The following is an 18,460-nucleotide window of genomic DNA, read 5'->3' as shown; positions in this document are numbered from 1 at the left end:
GCCATGGGCGATCTGAGCGCACTGCGTCTGCAGTACCGCAGCGACAAAGCCACCCTGATGAACCGGCTGGGCGTGCAGGGCACCTCCACCCGCGGGGTGCGCAGCGCCCTGCAGAAACTGTCCCGCCTGACCGACCAGACGCTGCGCGAACTCTGGACCCGGTCGGGCTTCGGACCCACGTTTTCGCTCATCGCGGTGGGCGGCTACGGCCGCGGCGAGCTGTTTCCGTATTCGGACGTGGACGTGCTCGTGCTGTTGCCCGACGGCAGCGAACCCGATCAGGACGAGGCGCTCAAGAGCCGGCTGGAAAGTTTCATCGGTGCCTGCTGGGATGTGGGTCTGGAGATCGGCTCCAGTGTGCGCACCACCGCCGACTGTGTGGCCGAGGCGTCCAAAGATGTGACGGTGCAGACCTCGCTGCTCGAATGCCGGCTGATCTGCGGCGGCAAATCGCAGTTCACCACGCTTGTGAACCAGCTCAACGAGGCAATGGACCCCAAGGCCTTCTTCGTCGCCAAGACCCTGGAGATGCGCCAGCGCCACAACAAGTTTGAAAACACGCCCTATTCGCTGGAACCCAACTGCAAGGAATCGCCTGGTGGCCTGCGGGACCTGCAGATCGTGTTGTGGGTGGCCAAGGCTGCGGGCCTGGGCCGCAGCTGGGACGAACTCGCGCGCAAGGGCCTGGCCACGTCGCTCGAAGCGCGCCAGATCAAGGCCAACGAGGCCCTGCTCAACCTGATCCGCGCGCGCCTGCACTTGCTGGCCAACCGGCGCGAAGACCGGCTGGTCTTCGACTTGCAGAACGCCGTGGCCGAATCGTTCGGTTTCAAGCCGCAGGTGCCCGCCGTCATCACCCCCGGCGGCCCCGGCCCGCACGCGGTACCGGTGGCGCGCGGCGCGCGGCGCGCCAGCGAAGTGCTGATGAAGCGCTACTACTGGGCCGCCAAAGCCGTCACCCAGCTCAACCAGATCCTGCTGCTCAACATTGAAGAACGTCTCGCCAGCGACGACGTGGGCGTGGACCGCATGCGCCCGATCAACGAGCGCTTCTTTGACAAGGCGGGCATGCTGGAGGTCGCCAGCGACAACCTCTATGTGCAGCACCCGCACGCGATCCTCGAAACCTTCCACATCTACCAGACCACGGTCGGCATCAAAGGCCTTTCGGCGCGAACGCTGCGCGCGCTGTACAACGCCCGTCCCGTGATGAACGCGCGGTTCCGCAACGACCCGGTCAACCGCGCCGCCTTCATGCAGATCCTGATGGAACCCGAAGGCATTACCCACGCCATGCGCCTGATGAACCAGACCTCGGTGCTCGGGCGCTACCTCTGGGTGTTCCGCCACATCGTGGGCCAGATGCAGCACGACCTGTTTCACGTCTACACCGTGGACCAGCACATCCTGATGGTGCTGCGCAACGTGCGCCGTTTCTTCATCGCCGACCACTCGCACGAATACCCGTTCTGCTCGCAGCTCGCCGCAGGCTGGGACAAACCCTGGATCTTCTACGTCGCAGCGCTGTTCCACGACATCGCCAAGGGCCGCGGTGGTGACCACTCCGAGCTCGGCGCCAAGGACGTGCGCAGCTTCTGCCGCCAGCACGGCATCGAGCGCGAAGACGCCAAGCTGATCGAGTTCCTGGTGGCCGAACACCTGACCATGAGCCGCATGGCGCAGAAGGAAGACCTGAGCGACCCGGACGTGATCAACGCCTTTGCCCAACGCGTGGGCAACGAGCGCTACCTGACGGCGCTCTACCTGCTCACCGTGGCCGACATCCGCGGCACCAGTCCCAAGGTCTGGAACGCCTGGAAGGGCAAGCTGCTGGAAGACCTGTACCGCTACACCCTGCGCTCGCTCGGTGGCCGCGCGCCCGACCCCGACGCCGTGATCGAGGCGCGCAAGCGCGAAGCCCTGTCGATGCTGGCCCTGCACGCCCTGCCCCACCTGGCGCACAAGGCGCTGTGGGACACGCTGGACGTGAGCTACTTCATGCGCCACCAGGCCGACGAAATTGCCTGGCACACGCGGGTGTTGTCCCGCGAACTGGCGGTTCGGGCCGCGGCCCCAAAACCATCCGGCCCTGAAACTGGGGACGGCGAAGCACCGAAACCGGACAACAGCATCGTGCGCGCCCGCCTGTCGCCCGAGGGCGAGGGCCTGCAGGTGCTGGTGTACGCGCCCGACCAGCACGACCTGTTTGCCCGCATCTGCGGCTACTTCGACAACGCCGGCTTCAGCATCCTGGACGCCCGCATCCACACCACGCACACCGGCCACGCGCTCGACACCTTCCAGGTGGTGGCGCCCACGCTGTCCGAGCATTACCGTGCGCTGACCGCCATGGTGGAGAACGATCTGGCCCAGGCCATCGACCAGCGCGGCCCGCTGCCCGCGCCGAGCAAGGGCCGCCTGTCGCGCCGCGTCAAGAGCTTCCCGATCACACCGCGCGTGGACCTGCGCCCCGATGAAAAAGCCCAGCGCTGGCTGTTGAGCGTCTCGGCCAGCGACCGCGCCGGCCTGCTGTACTGCATCACGCGCGTGCTCGCGCGCTACGACGTGAGCGTGCAACTCGCCAAGATCACCACGCTGGGTGAACGCGTGGAGGACACCTTCCTCATCAGCGGCCCGCAACTGCAGGTCAACAAACGGCAGATCGAGATCGAAACCGAGTTGCTGGAAACGCTGGAAGGTTAGAGGAGGTCAGCTCAATCGTCCTCGGCTGCGTCCAGCCCGGGAAACAGCACCTCGGTGAAGCCGAAGCGGCTGAAATCGCGCACCCGCATCGGGTACAGCACGCCCTGCAGGTGATCGCATTCGTGCTGCACCACCCGGGCATGAAAGCCCTCGGCTTCCCGGTCGATCACGTGTCCCGCGAGGTCGACGCCCTGGTAGCGGATGCGCTGCCAGCGCGGCACGATGCCGCGCAGACCGGGCACCGACAGACAGCCCTCCCAGCCTTCTTCTTCCGCGTCACCCAACGGCGTGATCACCGGGTTGAGCAGGACGGTGCGCGGCACCACCGGCGCCTCCGGATAGCGCGGGTTCGCCGCGCCGGTGCCGAAGATCACGAGCTGCAGGTCCACACCGATCTGCGGCGCAGCCAGGCCCGCCCCGTTGGCCGCGGTCATGGTCTCGATCATGTCGGCCACCAGGCGGTGCAGCTCCGGCGTGTCGAACCCGGTCACAGGTTGGGCCACGCTCAGCAACCGTGGATCGCCCATCTTCAGAATCGTATGAATGGTCATGGTGGTGTCATGGATTACCCCGTGGGGTGTTCTTGCCTTCGCACGCTACAGTCAGGTCTGGCCTGTTCAGGAGGATTTTCCATGCAATCGCGTCCGACCACCCTGCCCCTCATTGCCCGTCGGCTGCGCTGGACCGCCAGCGCCTTGCTGCTGGGCGGTTCGCTGGCATTTTTCAGCCAGCCGGCCCGGGCGCAAGGCGCCGACATCTTCAAAGGTGCCGATCTGGCGCTGGGGGAAAAGATGATCACCGAGCACAAGTGCGTGGCCTGCCACGTCAGCAAGGTGGGCGGCGACGGCAGCACCATATACAAGCCCATGGGCAAGATCAACACCGCCGGCCTGCTGCGCGGCATGGTGGAGATGTGCAACACCACCATGAATCTGGGCATGTTCCCGGAGGAAGTCAACGCCGTGGCCGCGGTGCTCAACCGGGACCACTACAAGTTCAAGTGAACCGAAACCAGGCCCCCACGCTCCGCCGCTGACGCGGGTCGCTGCCCCCCGAAGGGGTGCGAATTCAGCTTGGGGCGGCCCGGCGCTGAATTCAAGCCTGCAACAAGGCCAGCATGGCCGCCTCGTCGATCACGGCGACGCCCAGCGATTGCGCTTTCTCCAGCTTGCTGCCGGCTTCCGCGCCAGCGACCACGTAGTCGGTCTTCTTGCTCACCGAGCCGGCCACCTTGGCCCCCGCGGCTTCCAGCAGGTCCTTGGCGGCGTCGCGGCTGAGCGTGGGAAAGGTACCGGTGAGCACGAAAGTCTTGCCCGCCAGCGGTCTGGGCGCCTGCGCCGCAGGCTCGCCCTCTTCCCAGGTGACGCCGCAGGCGCGCAGCTGCTCCACCACCTCACGGTTGTGCGGCTGGTCGAAGAAGGTGCGGATGCTTTGCGCCACCACCGGGCCCACGTCGTTCACCTCCAGCAGCTGCTCCACCGTGGCGTCCATGATGCGGTCCATTTGACCGAAGTGGCGCGCCAGGTCTTTGGCCGTGGCCTCACCCACATGGCGGATGCCCAGGCCGAACAGGAAACGCGGCAAGGTGGTCTGCTTGGACTTCTCCAGCGCGGCCACGATGTTCTGCGCCGACTTGTCGGCCATGCGGTCCAGGCTGGCCAGCGCGGTGAAACCCAGGCGGTACAGGTCGGGCAGGGTCTTCACCACGCCCGAGTCCACCAGCTGTTCCACCAGCTTGTCGCCCAGGCCCTCGACCTCCACCGCACGGCGGTGGGCGAAATGCAGGATCGCCTCCTTGCGCTGGGCGCCACAGAACAGGCCGCCGGTGCAGCGGTAGTCGACCTCGCCCTCTTCGCGCACGGCATCGCTGCCGCACACCGGGCACTGGCGCGGCATGGTGAACACCTCGGCGCCTTCGGGCCGCTTTTCGGGCAGCACGGCCACCACCTCGGGAATCACGTCGCCCGCACGGCGCACGATCACCGTGTCGCCCACGCGCACGTCCTTGCGGCGCGCCTCGTCTTCGTTGTGCAGGGTGGCGTTGGTCACCGTCACGTTGCCCACGAACACCGGCGCGAGCTTGGCCACCGGTGTGAGCTTGCCGGTGCGCCCCACCTGCACGTCGATGGCGAGCACGGTGGTGAGCTGTTCCTGCGCCGGGTATTTGTGCGCCACCGCCCAGCGCGGCTCGCGCGTGACGAAACCGAGCCGGCGCTGCAGCGCGAGCGAGTTGACCTTGTAGACCACGCCGTCGATGTCGTAGGGCAACTGGTCGCGGCTGGCGCCGATGCGCTGGTGGAAGGCGACCAGCTCGTCGGCCCCCGTGGCCACCGTGGTCTGCTCGGCCACCGGGAAGCCCCAGGCCTTGAGTTGCATGAGCAATTCATGGTGGGTATCGAACGCCGGGCCGCCCTGCTCCGGCGGCGTGATCTCGCCCACGCCGTAAGCGAAGAAGCTCAGCGGGCGCTGGGCGGCAATGCCCGAATCGAGCTGGCGCACCGCGCCGGCCGCGGCGTTGCGCGGGTTCACGAAGGTTTTCTCGCCCTTGGCACCGGCAGCGATCTTGGCGCGCTGCTTCTCATTGAGTGCATCAAAATCATCGCGGCGCATGTAGACCTCGCCGCGCACCTCCAGCACCGGAGGAGCGTCGGGCGGCAGGCGCAGGGGAATCTGGCCGATGGTGCGGATGTTGTTCGTCACATCCTCACCGACTTCACCGTCACCGCGCGTGGCGGCCTGGACCAGCACACCGTTTTCATAGCGCAGGTTCATGGCCAGGCCGTCGAACTTGAGTTCGGCCACGTAGTCCACTGGCGGGTCGACTTCGGTCAGCCCCAGCGCGCGGCGCACGCGGGTGTCGAAATTGCGCGCGCCGCTGGGTTCGGTGTCGGTCTCGGTGTTGATCGACAGCATGGGCACGGCGTGGCGCACCGGCGTGAACGCGTCCAGCACCCGACCACCGACCCGCTGCGTCGGTGAATCCGGCGTCAACAGCTCCGGGTGTGTGGCTTCGAGCGCCTGCAGCTCGCGAAACAGCCGGTCGTACTCGGCATCCGGAATCACCGGCGCGTCCAGCGTGTAGTACAGGTGCGCGTGGTGGTTCAGCTGCTCGCGCAACGCGGCCGCTCGCTCGGCCGGCGCGGGCTCAGAGGAAAAAAGATCAGAAGTGCTCATGAGCAGAAGACAAACTGGCGACAGAGGGGGAGCCATTCGAGAACGCCGCGGAACCGGCTTTGCCGGGCCGCCAGCGTTGCCCCCTGAAAGGGGGTGACGCGCTGAAAGCGCGGCGCGGGGGTCAGCTAAATAATCTGCGGGCCTGCGGCGAACCCGCCGACAGATCGTGGCTGTCCAGCGCGTCGTAGAGGCTCTCCAGGTCGGCTCCGATGCCGTCCATGGTGTCGGTGGACAACAACTGCCCACCATCGTCGGTGATCACGCCTTCCATGGCCTCGGCCAGCGCGGCGGCGGCCTGGCGCATGCGCACAAACGGCTGTTCGCTGCGAGGCACGTGGGTCACTTCGAGCGACAGCGCAACCTCGCGCAACGCGCTTTGTTCCGGGTCCTCGGCCATGGCGGCCTGCGAATCAAAGGCGAGGCTCAGGATGGGTGCCTGCCCCGCCGCGCTGGCAGGCAGCACCATGCGCCCGGGCAGCACGCCCGCAACAAAACCGAGCCGTGCCGCGTTCTGGGCCACATAACCGGGGCTCCAGGCACTGCGACGGGCGCGCAGCGTGAAGCCCAACTGGGCATCGTGGCCGCTGGCAAAGGCGTCCAGTTCGCGGGCGCGGGCCACCTCGGCACGCATGTCGGGAAAATCGGGCGCGGCACCCACCGCGTCGGCAAAAGCCTGAGCCTTGACGACAAACTCGGAAAATTCGATGTCGTTCAGCGCGCCGGCACGGTTCGCCAGTTGCACGCCGACCTGCAGCGCGTGGTAGCGCTGCCCCGCTCGTGGGCTTTCCCATTCACCGCTGGTCTCGTTGAGGCCTTCGACGGCAAACGGTTTGCTGCCCACCCGGCGCGTGCCAGGCAGGGCCGCCAGCAAGGCATCACCCGACACCGGACCTTCAATCGCCAGCGGCGTGATGACGTCGATCAGGGCGTCCAGCCCGGGCCGCTTCTCGGGGGGACTGACGACGTTGCTGAGTGTGACGGGCACCACCACCGGCACACGCGCTTCGCCATCCGCCGCCACCTGCGGCTGCGGCTCGCGCGGGGCCTCGAAGGTGTGTCCCATGACCGGTTCAATGCGTTCAGGCACCCCGTCTTGATCCGGTTCAATCACCGGGCCGGTCAGCGGGCTTTCAAAGCTGTGCGGTTCGCCCGCACCGTCCAAACCCGGGCGTTCGCGGGCGGTTCGCGGAGCGCTCTTGCTCGTGACCCAGGCGTTGTAGGCGACCACGCCCGCCAGCACGAGGCCTCCGATGATGGCCAGACTGATTTGCAGAGTGCTCATGTGTGTTCAGCGGTGGGTGGCTTGGTCAGACGGATTCCAGCATGCCGGCGGCGGACTCCATGTCGACCGCAACGATACGCGAAACGCCCTGCTCCTGCATGGTCACGCCGATCAGTTGTTCGGCCATTTCCATGGCGATCTTGTTGTGGCTGATGAACAGGAACTGGGTGCCCTGCTTGCTCATGCTGGTCACCAGGCGGGCGTAACGCTCGGTGTTGGCGTCGTCCAGCGGCGCATCCACCTCGTCGAGCAGACAGAACGGCGCCGGGTTGAGCTGGAAGATCGCGAACACCAGCGCAATCGCGGTGAGCGCCTTCTCGCCGCCCGAGAGCAGGTGGATGGTCTGGTTCTTCTTGCCGGGCGGCTGGGCCAGCACCTGCACACCCGCGTCCAGGATTTCCTCGCCGGTCATCACCAGCCGGGCGTTGCCGCCACCGAAGAGCTCGGGGAACATGCGGCCAAAGTGCTCGTTGACGGTGTTGAAGGTGCTGCCCAACAGGTCACGCGTTTCGGCGTCGATCTTCTTGATCGCGTCTTCCAGCGTGGTCATGGCTTCGACCAGGTCGGCCGACTGCGCGTCGAGGAAGGTCTTGCGCTCGCGCGCGGCGGTGAGTTCGTCCAGCGCCGCGAGGTTCACAGCACCCAGCGCCTGGATCTCGCGGTGCATGCGGTCGATCTCGCCTTGCAGGCCGGTCAGGCGCACATTGCCTTCGGTGATGCTCTGCGCCACCGCGGCCAGATCGGCCTGGGCTTCTTCGAGCTGCTGGCTGTACTGCTCCACACCCAGGCGTGCGGCCTGTTCCTTGAGCTGGAAGTCGGTGATGCGCTGGCGCAGCGGATCAAGTTCGCGCTCGAGCTTCAGGCGGTGCTCGTCGCTGGCGCGCAGCTTCATCGTGAGGTCGTCGTACTGGCTGCGCAGGGCGCCCAGGGTCTGCTCACGTTCGAGCTTGACGGCCAGCACGTTCTGCAGCCCGGCCTGGGCCGCAGCGTCGCTCAGGCGGGCCAGCTCTTCGGCGGCCCGCTGCTCTTCGTCGGCGAGCGACTTTTCCTGCGAGGCCGCGGTTTCCAGCGAACGCTGCAGCTCCCCCTGACGGGCCTGCAGGCTGCGCAAGGTGAAGGTGGCCTCCTGTGCGCTGCGCTCCAGCGAGCGCTGCTGCTCGCGCGCCGCGTTCAAAGCGCGCTCGGCATCGATCACCTTGTCATCGAACTGGGCGTGGCGCTCCTGGCAGTCGGCGAGCTGCATGTCCAGCTCTTCGAAACGGGCCTCGGCCGTCACGCGACGCTCCTGCAGGTCTTCCAGCTGGGCATCCACCTCGGCCAGGTCGGCGGCGATCTGCGCGCTGCGCGCGCGGGTCTGTTCGGCCAGCTGCGTCAGGCGCAGGGCTTCGACCTGCAGCTCGTGGGCCTTGCCGCGTGTTTCGGCGCCTTCGCGGCGTGCACTCACGAGCCGCTGCGAAGCATCGCTGTAGGCCGCTTCGGCGCGCACCAGCGCGGTCCGGGCCTGCTCGGCGATCAGCGCCTGGGCCCGCAGTTCCTTCTCAAGGTGTTCAATTTCCTGCGCACGCGCCAGCAGGCCCGCCTGCTCGCTGTCGGGCGCGTAGAAGCTCACGCTGTGCGCGCTGACCGCGTGGCCGCTGGGCACGTAGATCACTTCGCCGGCCTGCAGCTGGGCGCGCTGCGCCATCGCTTCGTCCAGGCTGGCGGCGGTCAGGCAACCCTGCAGCCAGTCGGCCAGCAGCGCTTTTTGACCGGCGTCGTTCAGGCGCAGCCAGTCGGCCAGCGGCTTGAGCCCGCTGTGGCTGGCGGTGCCCGACGCCATGGCGGGCGGGCTGTAAAACGCGAGCTTGGCGGGCGGGGCATCGTTGCCGAACGAGCGCACCATCTCCAGTCGCGACACCTCGAGCGCACCCAGGCGCTCGCGCAGCGCGGCTTCGAGCGCGTTTTCCCAGCCGGTTTCGATGTGGATGCGGCTCCACAGGCCCTGCAGGCCGTCGAGCCCGTGCTTGGCCAGCCAGGGTTGCAGCTTTCCGTCGGTCTTGACCTTTTCCTGCAACGCCTTGAGCGCTTCCATGCGGGCCGACAAGTCGGCCTGCTTCGCGGACTCCTGGTTCACCGCCTGCTGGGCCGCGCGGCGGTCATCGTCGAGCTGGGGCACGCTGTCCTGCAGCTCGTGCAACACCGCGTCGGCCAGTTCGGCGGCTTCCTGCGCCACCACCAGCTGGCTCTGCGCGTCGAGCAGACGGGCCTCGTCGGGCGCGGCCAGGGCGTTGCGGTCGGCGGCCAGGCGTTCGCGGCGCTGGTTGAGCTGGCGGCTCTGTTCTTCGATGTTGCGCTGCTCGGCGGCCAGCACCTGGATCTGCTGCTGCACCTGGGTGACGCTGCCACGCTGTTCGTTGGCGCGGTTCTGTGCCTGGCGCAGGCCATCTTCGAGCGCTGGCAGGGCCGCGCCCTGCTCTTCGCCCTGGGCGGCGAGCACCACCGACTTTTCTTCGGCCTCGACCATGGCTTCGGCCAGCTGCTCCAGCTCCACGCCAGCGTCCTGGCTGCGCGTGGTCCACGAGGCCATCTGTTCCTTCAACTGCACCAGCCGCTGTTCGACCCGGGTGCGGCCTTCGATCACGAAGCGGATCTCGGCCTCCAGCTTGCCCACCTCGGCACTGGCTTCGTACAGCTTGCCCTGCGCCTGGTTGACCTGGTCGCCCGCGGCGTAGTGCGCCTGGCGGATGGTTTCCAGCTCGGACTCGACCCGGCGCAGGTCGGCGGTGCGCGACTCCAGGTCGTTCAGCGCCTGGGCCGCATCGGTCTTGACCTTGATCTGGTCGGCCTCGGCCTCGCTGCGCTTCAAGAACCAGAGCTGGTGCTGCTTGAGCGTGGCACCGGCCTGCAGGGTGTTGTAGCGCGCGGCGACCTCGGCCTGCTTTTCCAGCTTGTCGAGATTGGCGTTGAGTTCGCGCAGGATGTCTTCGACCCGGGTGAGGTTTTCGCGCGTGTCGGCCAGGCGGTTGGCGGTCTCGCGGCGGCGTTCCTTGTATTTGGAGACCCCGGCGGCTTCTTCGAGGAACAGGCGCAGTTCTTCGGGCTTGCTCTCGATGATGCGGCTGATCGTGCCCTGGCCGATGATGGCGTAGGCGCGCGGGCCGAGACCGGTGCCGAGGAACACGTCCTGCACGTCGCGGCGGCGCACCGGCTGGTTGTTGATGTAGTAGCTGCTGGTGCCGTCGCGCGTGAGCACGCGCTTGACCGCGATCTCCAGGAACTGGCCCCACTGGCCGCCGGCGCGGTGGTCGGCGTTGTCAAACACCAGCTCGACGCTGGAGCGGCTGGCCGGCTTGCGGTTGTTGGTGCCGTTGAAGATCACGTCCTGCATGGACTCGCCACGCAACTCGGACGCCTTGCTCTCGCCCAGCACCCAGCGCACCGCGTCCATGATGTTGGACTTGCCGCAGCCGTTGGGCCCCACCACACCCACCAGTTGCCCGGGCAGCATGAAGTTGGTCGGCTCGGCGAAGGACTTGAAGCCCGATAACTTGATCGAATTGAGGCGCACGGGAATTCGGTCGCGGGAAGCTAACTGTTTGATTTGTAACGATAATCCTCCCCCGAGCGGGGCCGGACCGCAAGCCGCATGATACCGTGTCCGCCCGGCCTTGAGCCTGCCCCGAGGGGGCCTGAAGCGGCCTTGGGATAATCGGTGCCATGAATCCCAAGTTGTCCCTCCTGCAGCCCTACCCCTTCGAGCGGCTGCGCCAGCTGTTTGCGGGCGTCACGCCCAACCCGGTCTACCGCCCGATCAGCCTGGGCATCGGCGAACCCAAACACGCCACACCCCAGATGCTCAAGGACGCGCTGGCCGCCGCACTCGACACCGGCCTGACCGGCTACCCCGCCACAGCCGGCGAACCGGCGCTGCGCGAAGCCTGTGCGGCCTGGCTGCAGCGGCGCTACGGCGTCACCGTGAACCCCGCCAACCAGGTGCTGCCAGTGAACGGTTCGCGCGAGGCGCTGTTTGCCTTCGCCCAGACGGTGCTGGACCCGACACAGCCCGGCGCCACGCTGGTGTTTCCCAATCCGTTCTACCAGATCTACGAAGGCGCGGCCCTGCTGGGTGGCGCCCAGCCGTACTACGTGCCCAGCGTGCCTGAGCGCAATTTCGCGGTGGACTGGGACAGCGTGCCGGAGGACACCTGGGCCCGCACGCAGCTGATCTTCGTCTGCTCGCCCGGCAACCCGACGGGCGCCGTGATGCCGCTGGACGAGTGGGAAAAACTGTTCGCGCTCAGTGACCGCCATGGCTTCGTGATCGCCTCCGATGAGTGCTACTCCGAAATCTACTTCCGCGACGAACCGCCACTGGGCGGACTGGAAGCGGCTGTGAAGCTCGGACGCACCGACTTCAAGAACCTCATGATGTTCACCAGCCTGTCCAAGCGCAGCAACGTGCCCGGGTTGCGCAGCGGTTTTGTGGCTGGGGATGCGGCGCTGATCAAGGCCTTCCTGCTCTACCGCACCTACCACGGTGGCGCCATGAGTCCGGCGGTGCAGGCCGCCAGCGTGGCCGCCTGGGGCGATGAAGACCACGTGATCGACAACCGCCGGCAGTACCGCGAGAAGTTCGCCCAGGTCACCCCGCTGCTGGCCTCGGTGATGGAAGTGGCCTTGCCCGACGCAGCGTTCTACCTCTGGGCCGGCGTTCCTGAGGCCTTCAATCACCGGATTCCGGGCCTGGGCGCCGACGAAGCGTTCGCCCGCGAGTTGCTGGCTCAATACAATGTGACGGTTCTGCCCGGCAGCTACCTGGCTCGCGAGGCCCAGGGTTTCAATCCGGGCCGCGGCCGGGTGCGCATGGCCCTGGTGGCCGAACCCGCCGAATGCCTGGAAGCCGCCGGCCGCATCGTCGAGTTCCTCTCGCCGCGCGCCTGAAACCCCTTTCCGTTCCATCCAACTCTTTCTGACCGTTCGAGACAACATGACCCAACAACTGCAAACCCTGATCGACAACGCCTGGGACCAGCGCGCCGACCTGTCCCCCGCCTCCGCACCCAAAGAAGTGCTGGACGCCGTGGAGCACGTGATCAGCGAACTCAACACCGGCAAGCTGCGCGTGGCCACCCGCGAAGGCGTGGGCCAGTGGACGGTGCACCAGTGGATCAAGAAAGCTGTGCTGCTGTCGTTCCGCCTGAAGGACAACGAGATGATGGGCAGTGGCGACCTGGCCTTCTACGACAAGGTGCCCACCAAATTCGCCCACCTGAGCGAAGCCGAGATGAAGGCCACCGGCGTGCGCGTGGTACCGCCGGCCGTGGCCCGCCGCGGCAGCTTCATCGCCAAGGGCGCGATCCTGATGCCCAGCTACGTGAACATCGGCGCCTACGTCGATGAAAACACCATGGTCGACACCTGGGCCACCGTCGGCTCCTGCGCCCAGATCGGCAAGAACGTGCACCTGTCCGGTGGCGTCGGCATCGGCGGTGTGCTGGAGCCGCTGCAGGCCGGCCCCACCATCATCGAAGACAACTGTTTCATCGGCGCGCGCTCCGAAGTGGTCGAAGGCGTGGTGATCGAAGAAAACTCGGTGATCTCCATGGGCGTCTACATTGGCCAGAGCACCCCGATCTACGACCGGACGACCGACACCGTGAGCTACGGCCGTGTGCCGTCTGGCTCGGTGGTGATCAGCGGCAGCCTGCCCAAAGACGGCGGCAAATACAGCCTGTACGCGGCCATCATCGTCAAGCGCGTGGACGCGCAGACACGATCGAAGACCAGCCTGAACGACTTGTTGAGGGATTAAGTCCCCCTGCGCCGCTTCGCGTCTTCCCCCCCGGGGGGACAACACCTGCGGCCCGGCGAAGCCGGTTCCGCGGTGTTCTGGGTTTGGGCACTGTCGCCGATGAGATTTTCTGTTTTGAGTTCTTGAAAGGTCTGGCATGAGCAGCGGAACGATGGAGCGCATCCTGCGCCTGATGGCCGAGAAGAAAGCTTCGGACGTCTACCTGTCGGCGCACGCGCCGGCCATGATCAAGATCAACGGACAGACGCTGCCGATCAACAGCCAGGTGATGCCGCCGGAGGCGCCGCTGAACCTGCTGTCCGAGATCGTGCCGGCCACGCGCATCGAGGAGCTGCGGGATACCGGAGAACTCAACATGGCCGTGCCGCTGGAAGGCGTGGGCAATTTCCGCGTCAGTGCGCTGCGCCAGCGCAGCACCTACGCGGTGGTTCTGCGCTATATCCCGGGCGATGTGCCTTCGCTGGACTCCCTGAACGTGCCGCCCGTGCTGGCGGATCTGGTGATGGAGAAACGGGGTCTGGTGTTGATGGTCGGTGCCACGGGCGCTGGCAAAACCACCACGCTGGCGGCCATGATCGACCTGCGCAACGAGCTGAACACCGGCCACATCCTCACCATCGAGGACCCGATCGAATACGTCTACCGCAACAAGAAGTCGGTCGTCAACCAGCGTGAAATCGGGCCCGACACCGCGTCGCTGCAGGTCGGCCTGAAAAACGCGCTGCGCCAGGCGCCCGACGTGATCCTGATCGGCGAGATCCGTGACCGCGAAACCATGTCGGCCGCCATCGCCTACGCGCAGTCGGGTCACCTCTGTCTGGCCACCCTGCACGCCAACAACAGCTACCAGGCACTCAACCGCATCCTGAGCTTCTACCCCGTCGAGGTGCGCCCCACCATGCTGGGTGACCTGGCCGCTGCGTTGCGCGCCATCGTCTCGCAGCGCCTGCTGCGCACCCACACGGGCGGCCGTGTGCCCGCCGTCGAGGTGATGCTCAACACCGCCCTGATCGCCGACCTGATCCAGAAAACCGATTTCTCCGGCGTGCGCGAGGCCATGGAAAAGTCGCTCGCCGTGGGCTCGCAGAGTTTCGAGCAGGACCTGGCCCGGCTGGTGCGCGACGGCATCGTCTCGCGCAACGAAGGTCTGGCCCACGCCGACTCGCCCAACAACCTGTTGTGGCGCCTGCAAAACGACTTCAATGCGTCCAAGTCCAACCTGGACGCCAAGCAGTCTGATGAGGACCAGAGCGACAACGCCACCTTCACCGAGTTCACGCTCGACGTCAAATTCTGATGACTGCCACGCTGCGCCTGACCGAAGAACTGATCGCACGCCCCTCGGTCACGCCGCTGGACGAAGGCTGCCAGGCCCTGATCGCCGACCGCCTGCGACCGCTGGGTTTTGTCTGTGAAACCATCGAAAGCGGCCCGGCCGATTTCCGCGTCACCAACCTCTGGGCACGCCTGGGCACAGGCCAGCAGCCCACCCTGGTCTGGGCGGGCCACACCGACGTGGTGCCCACCGGTCCGCTGGAGGCCTGGGGCAGCGACCCGTTTGTGCCCTCGCACCGCGACGGCAAGCTTTTTGGCCGCGGCGCCAGCGACATGAAAACCTCGCTCGCCGCCATGGTGGTGGCCTGTGAAGAGTTCCTGGCTTCAAACCCCAGGCCACCCATCGACATCGCCTTCCTGCTGACCAGCGACGAAGAAGGCCCGGCCAACGACGGCACGGTGATCGTCTGCGACACGCTGCGCCAGCGCAGCGAACGCCTGGACTGGTGCATCGTCGGCGAGCCCACCTCGGTCGAGCGCACGGGCGACATGATCAAGAACGGCCGCCGCGGCACCATGAGCGGCAAGCTCACGGTCAAGGGCATTCAGGGCCACATCGCCTACCCGCAACTGGCGAAGAACCCGATCCACATGGCCGCCCCGGCCCTGGCCGAACTCGCCGCGACGGTCTGGGACATGGGCAACGCCTACTTCCCTCCCACCAGCTGGCAGGTGAGCAACATCCACGGTGGCACGGGTGCGAGCAACGTGATCCCCGGCACCGTGGTGATCGACTTCAACTTCCGCTTCTCCACCGAGTCCACACCCGAAGGCCTGCAGCAGCGCGTGGTCGACATCCTGCAGCGCCACGGCCTGCGGGCGGGCGCCGACCACGACCTTACCTGGACCATCGGCGGGCGCCCGTTTCTGACCCAGCCCGGCACGCTGGTGGACGCCGTGCGCTCCGCCATCCAGACCGAGACCGGCATAGAAACCCAGCTCTCCACCACCGGTGGCACCAGCGACGGCCGCTTCATCGCCCAGATCTGCCCCCAGGTGATCGAACTCGGCCCGCCGAACGCCACCATCCACAAGATCGACGAACACGTGGCCGTGGCCGACATCGATCCCCTGAAGAACATCTACCACCGCGTGCTTCACAACCTCGCCCAACAGCAGGCCTGCGCGGGCTGAACCCATGACCCTGCAAGACCTGCTCGCCGGGGCCACGGCACGCCTCGAAGCCGCCCATCTGGCCTATGGCCACGGCACCACCAACGCCCGCGACGAAGCCGCCTGGCTCGTGCTGTGGCAACTTCACCTGCCGCTGGACGGCGACCTGGAAGAGATGGCCGAAACGCCCGTCTCTGACGAAGATGCGTTGGCCGTGGCCGAGTTGATCACACGCCGCATCGAGACCCGCCAACCGGCCGCCTACCTCACGCACGAAGCCTGGCTGCAAGGCGTGCCGTTTTATGTGGATCAGCGCACCATCGTGCCGCGCAGCTTCATCGCAGAGCTGATCGCCGACGGCGGCTTCGACGCCTGGCTGGGCGAGCACACCACCCGCGTGCTGGACCTGTGCACCGGCAACGGCAGTCTCGCCGTGCTGGCGGCCCTGGCCTGGCCGCAGGTGCAAGTGACCGGCGCCGACCTCTCCACCGATGCGCTGGCCGTGGCCCGCATCAACGTGGACCAGCACGGGCTGCAGGACCGTGTTGCGCTGATCGAGTCCGATGGGCTCAAAGCTTGCCCTGGCCCGTGGGATCTGGTGCTGTGCAACCCGCCCTATGTCAACGCACAGAGCATGGACGCCCTGCCCGCCGAATACCGCGCCGAGCCCGCGCTGGCGCTGGCGGGTGGTGCCGATGGCATGGATTTCATCCGTGTCCTCTTGCACGACCTGCCCTCGCGCCTGTCGCCCCACGGCGTGCTGGTGCTCGAAATCGGCAACGAACGCGAACACTTCGAAGCCGCGTTCCCGCAGCTCGAAGCCGTGTGGCTGTCCACCAGCGCCGGCGACGACCAGGTTCTTCTTCTCACTTCCGATTCCCTTTCGGCACTGGCTTCCCAGTCAACGCCCCTCTCATGATCACACTGAAAAACCTGGTCCTTCGTCGCGGCACGAAGGTCCTGCTCGATGGCGCTTCCGCCACCATCAACCCCGGTGAAAAAGTCGGCCTTGTGGGTCGCAACGGTGCGGGCAAGTCCAGCCTGTTCGGTCTGCTCAACAAGACGCTGCACGAGGACAAAGGCGACTTCTATGTGCCCGCCCAGTGGCGCATGGCGCAGGTCGCGCAGGACATGCCCGAGACCGACATGCCGGCCACGCAGTTCGTCATCGAAGGCGACGTGACCCTGCTCGCCGCGCAGCAGGAAGTGACCGCATCGGAAGAAAGCAACGACGGCGAGCGCATGGCCCATGCCTACATGGCGCTGCACGACGCGGGGGCCCACGATGCACCGGCCCGCGCGCAGGCGCTCATCCTGGGACTGGGCTTCCGCACCGACGAACTCGACAACCCGGTCAACAGCTTCTCCGGCGGCTGGCGCATGCGCCTGCAGCTCGCCAGAGCGCTGATGTGCCCGAGCGACCTGCTGCTGCTCGACGAACCCACCAACCACCTGGATCTGGACGCCCTGGTCTGGCTGGAAGCCTGGCTCAAGCGCTACGAGGGCACCATGCTCGTGATCAGCCACGACCGCGAGTTTCTCGACGCCGTGACCGACGTCACCATCCACATCGAACGCGCCCTGCTCACGCGCTACGGTGGCAACTACAGCAAGTTCGAGGACATGCGCGCCGAACAGATGGCGCTGCAGGCCACGGCGTACTCCAAGCAGCAGGACAAGGTCGCGCACCTGCAGAAATTCATCGCCCGCTTCAAGGCCAAGGCCAGCAAGGCCAAACAGGCGCAAAGCCGGGTCAAGGCGCTGGAGCGCATGGAGAAAATCGGCCCGGTGCTGGCCGACGCCGACTTCACCTTCGAATTCAGCGAGCCGCAGAACCTGCCCAACCCCATGCTGGCCATGAACGAGGTGAGCTTTGGTTATCCGCCACCCGCCGCTGGCGGGGAGCCGATCACCATCGTGCGCAACGTCAGCCGCTCGGTCCTGGCCGGGCAGCGCATCGGCATCCTGGGCGCCAACGGCCAAGGCAAGTCCACCGTGGTCAAGACCATCGCGCGCGACCTGAAGGCCATCAGTGGCGAGATCATCGAAGGCAAGGGCCTGAACATCGGCTACTTCGCCCAGCAGGAACTGGACGTGCTGCGCCCGGCCGACACCCCGCTGGAGCACATGATCCGCCTGGTGCGCGAATGCACGGCGCAAGCCCGCCTGAGCGGCCAGGCCACGCGCGAGCAGGACCTGCGCAGCTTCCTGGGCAGTTTCAACTTCACCGGCGACCAGGTGAAACAGGCGGTCGGCAGCATGAGCGGCGGCGAAAAGGCGCGCCTGGTGCTGTGCATGATCGTCTGGCAGCGCCCCAACCTGTTGCTGCTCGACGAGCCCACCAACCACCTGGACCTTGCCACACGCGAAGCCTTGTCGATGGCACTTAACGAATTCGAAGGCACGGTCATGCTGGTCAGCCACGACCGCGCCCTGCTGCGCGCCGTGTGCGACGAATTCTGGCTGGTTTCCCGCGGTGGCATTGCACCGTTCGACGGCGATCTGGACGACTACCAGCGTTACCTGCTGGACATGGCCAAACAGTCGCGGGAAGCCCAGCGCCAGGAACAGAAGGACCTGCAGCGGGGCAACGCGGCGATGCCCGCCGTGGTGGCCGTGGCCGCGCCGGCCCCCGCAGCCAACCGCAGCCCCGAGCAACGCAAACAGGACTCCCAACGCCGCCAACAGCTCGCCGAGCAGTTGCGCCCGTTGAAGAAAGAACTCGAGCAAAACGAAAAACGCACCGCCGCGTTGAGCCAGCAGAAAATCCAGCTGGAAGCCCGCCTGAGTCAGCCCGCGAGCCCCAAGGACATGGCCGATGCAGGGCGCGAGCTGAAAACGGTGAACGACGAGATCGACGCACTGGAGTTGCGCTGGCTGGACCTCACCGAACAGATCGAAGGCGCCAGCGCCAACGGGTGACAAGCGCTCGTTCTGTCTGCGGAATGCACGGCGCAGTGACGGCGTTCACAGGCAGGCGCGCAGCAAGGGAGCGGTGAGAGCGGAAAAGCGGGCTTGACGCTACAGTGGGACCCTCCCTTGTTCAACCCGACACATCGAAA

General features: G+C 66.5%; 12 protein-coding genes. 8 read left to right on the top strand and 4 right to left on the bottom strand.

Going from position 1 to position 18,460, the window contains the following annotated elements; translation table 11 throughout:
• Positions 1–3: 3 nt before the first annotated feature.
• Positions 4–2,703: a [protein-PII] uridylyltransferase gene (locus ACN5W5_RS04810; protein WP_420047401.1), complete on the top strand. Its 2,700-nt coding sequence runs from the start codon at positions 4–6 to the stop codon at positions 2,701–2,703.
• Positions 2,704–2,714: 11 nt separating this feature from the next.
• Here ACN5W5_RS04810 and def read toward each other — a convergent pair whose 3' ends face one another.
• Complete coding sequence (gene def, locus ACN5W5_RS04805; protein ID WP_420047400.1) at positions 2,715–3,254, bottom strand: peptide deformylase; 540 nt, start codon at positions 3,252–3,254, stop codon at positions 2,715–2,717.
• 81 nt (positions 3,255–3,335) lie between these two features.
• Here def and ACN5W5_RS04800 point away from each other — a divergent pair, with 81 nt between their 5' ends.
• The gene (locus ACN5W5_RS04800; protein WP_420047399.1) at positions 3,336–3,707 is read left to right on the top strand and encodes a hypothetical protein; all 372 of its coding nucleotides are present in this window, start codon (positions 3,336–3,338) and stop codon (positions 3,705–3,707) included.
• A gap of 91 nt (positions 3,708–3,798) precedes the next feature.
• Here ACN5W5_RS04800 and ligA read toward each other — a convergent pair whose 3' ends face one another.
• The 3 genes from ligA to smc all read right to left on the bottom strand — a co-directional run bounded on the left by ligA (position 3,799) and on the right by smc (position 10,706).
• Positions 3,799–5,877: an NAD-dependent DNA ligase LigA gene (gene ligA, locus ACN5W5_RS04795; RefSeq protein ID WP_420047398.1), complete on the bottom strand. Its 2,079-nt coding sequence runs from the start codon at positions 5,875–5,877 to the stop codon at positions 3,799–3,801.
• Positions 5,878–5,998: 121 nt separating this feature from the next.
• Positions 5,999–7,159 carry a cell division protein FtsZ gene (locus tag ACN5W5_RS04790; protein WP_420047397.1) on the bottom strand — a complete coding sequence of 387 codons (1,161 nt, stop codon included), beginning with the start codon at positions 7,157–7,159 and terminating at the stop codon, positions 5,999–6,001.
• Between the two features lie 25 nt (positions 7,160–7,184).
• Entirely contained in the window at positions 7,185–10,706 is a 3,522-nt protein-coding gene (gene smc, locus ACN5W5_RS04785; protein WP_420047396.1) for a chromosome segregation protein SMC, read from the bottom strand.
• Positions 10,707–10,855: 149 nt separating this feature from the next.
• Here smc and dapC point away from each other — a divergent pair, with 149 nt between their 5' ends.
• The 6 genes from dapC (at position 10,856) to ACN5W5_RS04755 (ending at position 18,320) form a co-directional block, all read left to right on the top strand.
• Positions 10,856–12,079, top strand: a complete 1,224-nt coding sequence (dapC, locus tag ACN5W5_RS04780; protein WP_420047395.1) for a succinyldiaminopimelate transaminase — start codon at positions 10,856–10,858, stop codon at positions 12,077–12,079.
• A gap of 46 nt (positions 12,080–12,125) precedes the next feature.
• On the top strand, positions 12,126–12,950 hold the full coding sequence (dapD, locus tag ACN5W5_RS04775) for a 2,3,4,5-tetrahydropyridine-2,6-dicarboxylate N-succinyltransferase (protein ID WP_177134303.1): 825 nt from the start codon (positions 12,126–12,128) through the stop codon (positions 12,948–12,950).
• 136 nt (positions 12,951–13,086) lie between these two features.
• The gene (locus ACN5W5_RS04770) at positions 13,087–14,247 is read left to right on the top strand and encodes a PilT/PilU family type 4a pilus ATPase (RefSeq protein WP_420047394.1); all 1,161 of its coding nucleotides are present in this window, start codon (positions 13,087–13,089) and stop codon (positions 14,245–14,247) included.
• A complete protein-coding gene (gene dapE, locus ACN5W5_RS04765; RefSeq protein ID WP_420047393.1) occupies positions 14,247–15,419 on the top strand; it encodes a succinyl-diaminopimelate desuccinylase in 1,173 nt (390 codons plus the stop codon). Before ACN5W5_RS04770 ends, dapE begins: the two co-directional genes overlap by 1 nt.
• Before the next feature lie 4 nt (positions 15,420–15,423).
• Positions 15,424–16,317 (top strand): 50S ribosomal protein L3 N(5)-glutamine methyltransferase, encoded by an 894-nt coding sequence (gene prmB / locus ACN5W5_RS04760; RefSeq protein ID WP_420047392.1) that lies wholly within the window; start codon positions 15,424–15,426, stop codon positions 16,315–16,317.
• Complete coding sequence (locus ACN5W5_RS04755) at positions 16,314–18,320, top strand: ABC-F family ATP-binding cassette domain-containing protein (protein WP_420047391.1); 2,007 nt, start codon at positions 16,314–16,316, stop codon at positions 18,318–18,320. Before prmB ends, ACN5W5_RS04755 begins: the two co-directional genes overlap by 4 nt.
• Positions 18,321–18,460 lie beyond the last annotated feature (140 nt).

Source organism: Hydrogenophaga sp. ZJX-1 (genome assembly GCF_048590325.1).
Lineage (GTDB): Bacteria > Pseudomonadota > Gammaproteobacteria > Burkholderiales > Burkholderiaceae_C > Hydrogenophaga.
The sequence above is the reverse complement of the archived record's forward strand: the minus strand, read 5'-3'. Positions and strand labels throughout refer to the sequence as shown.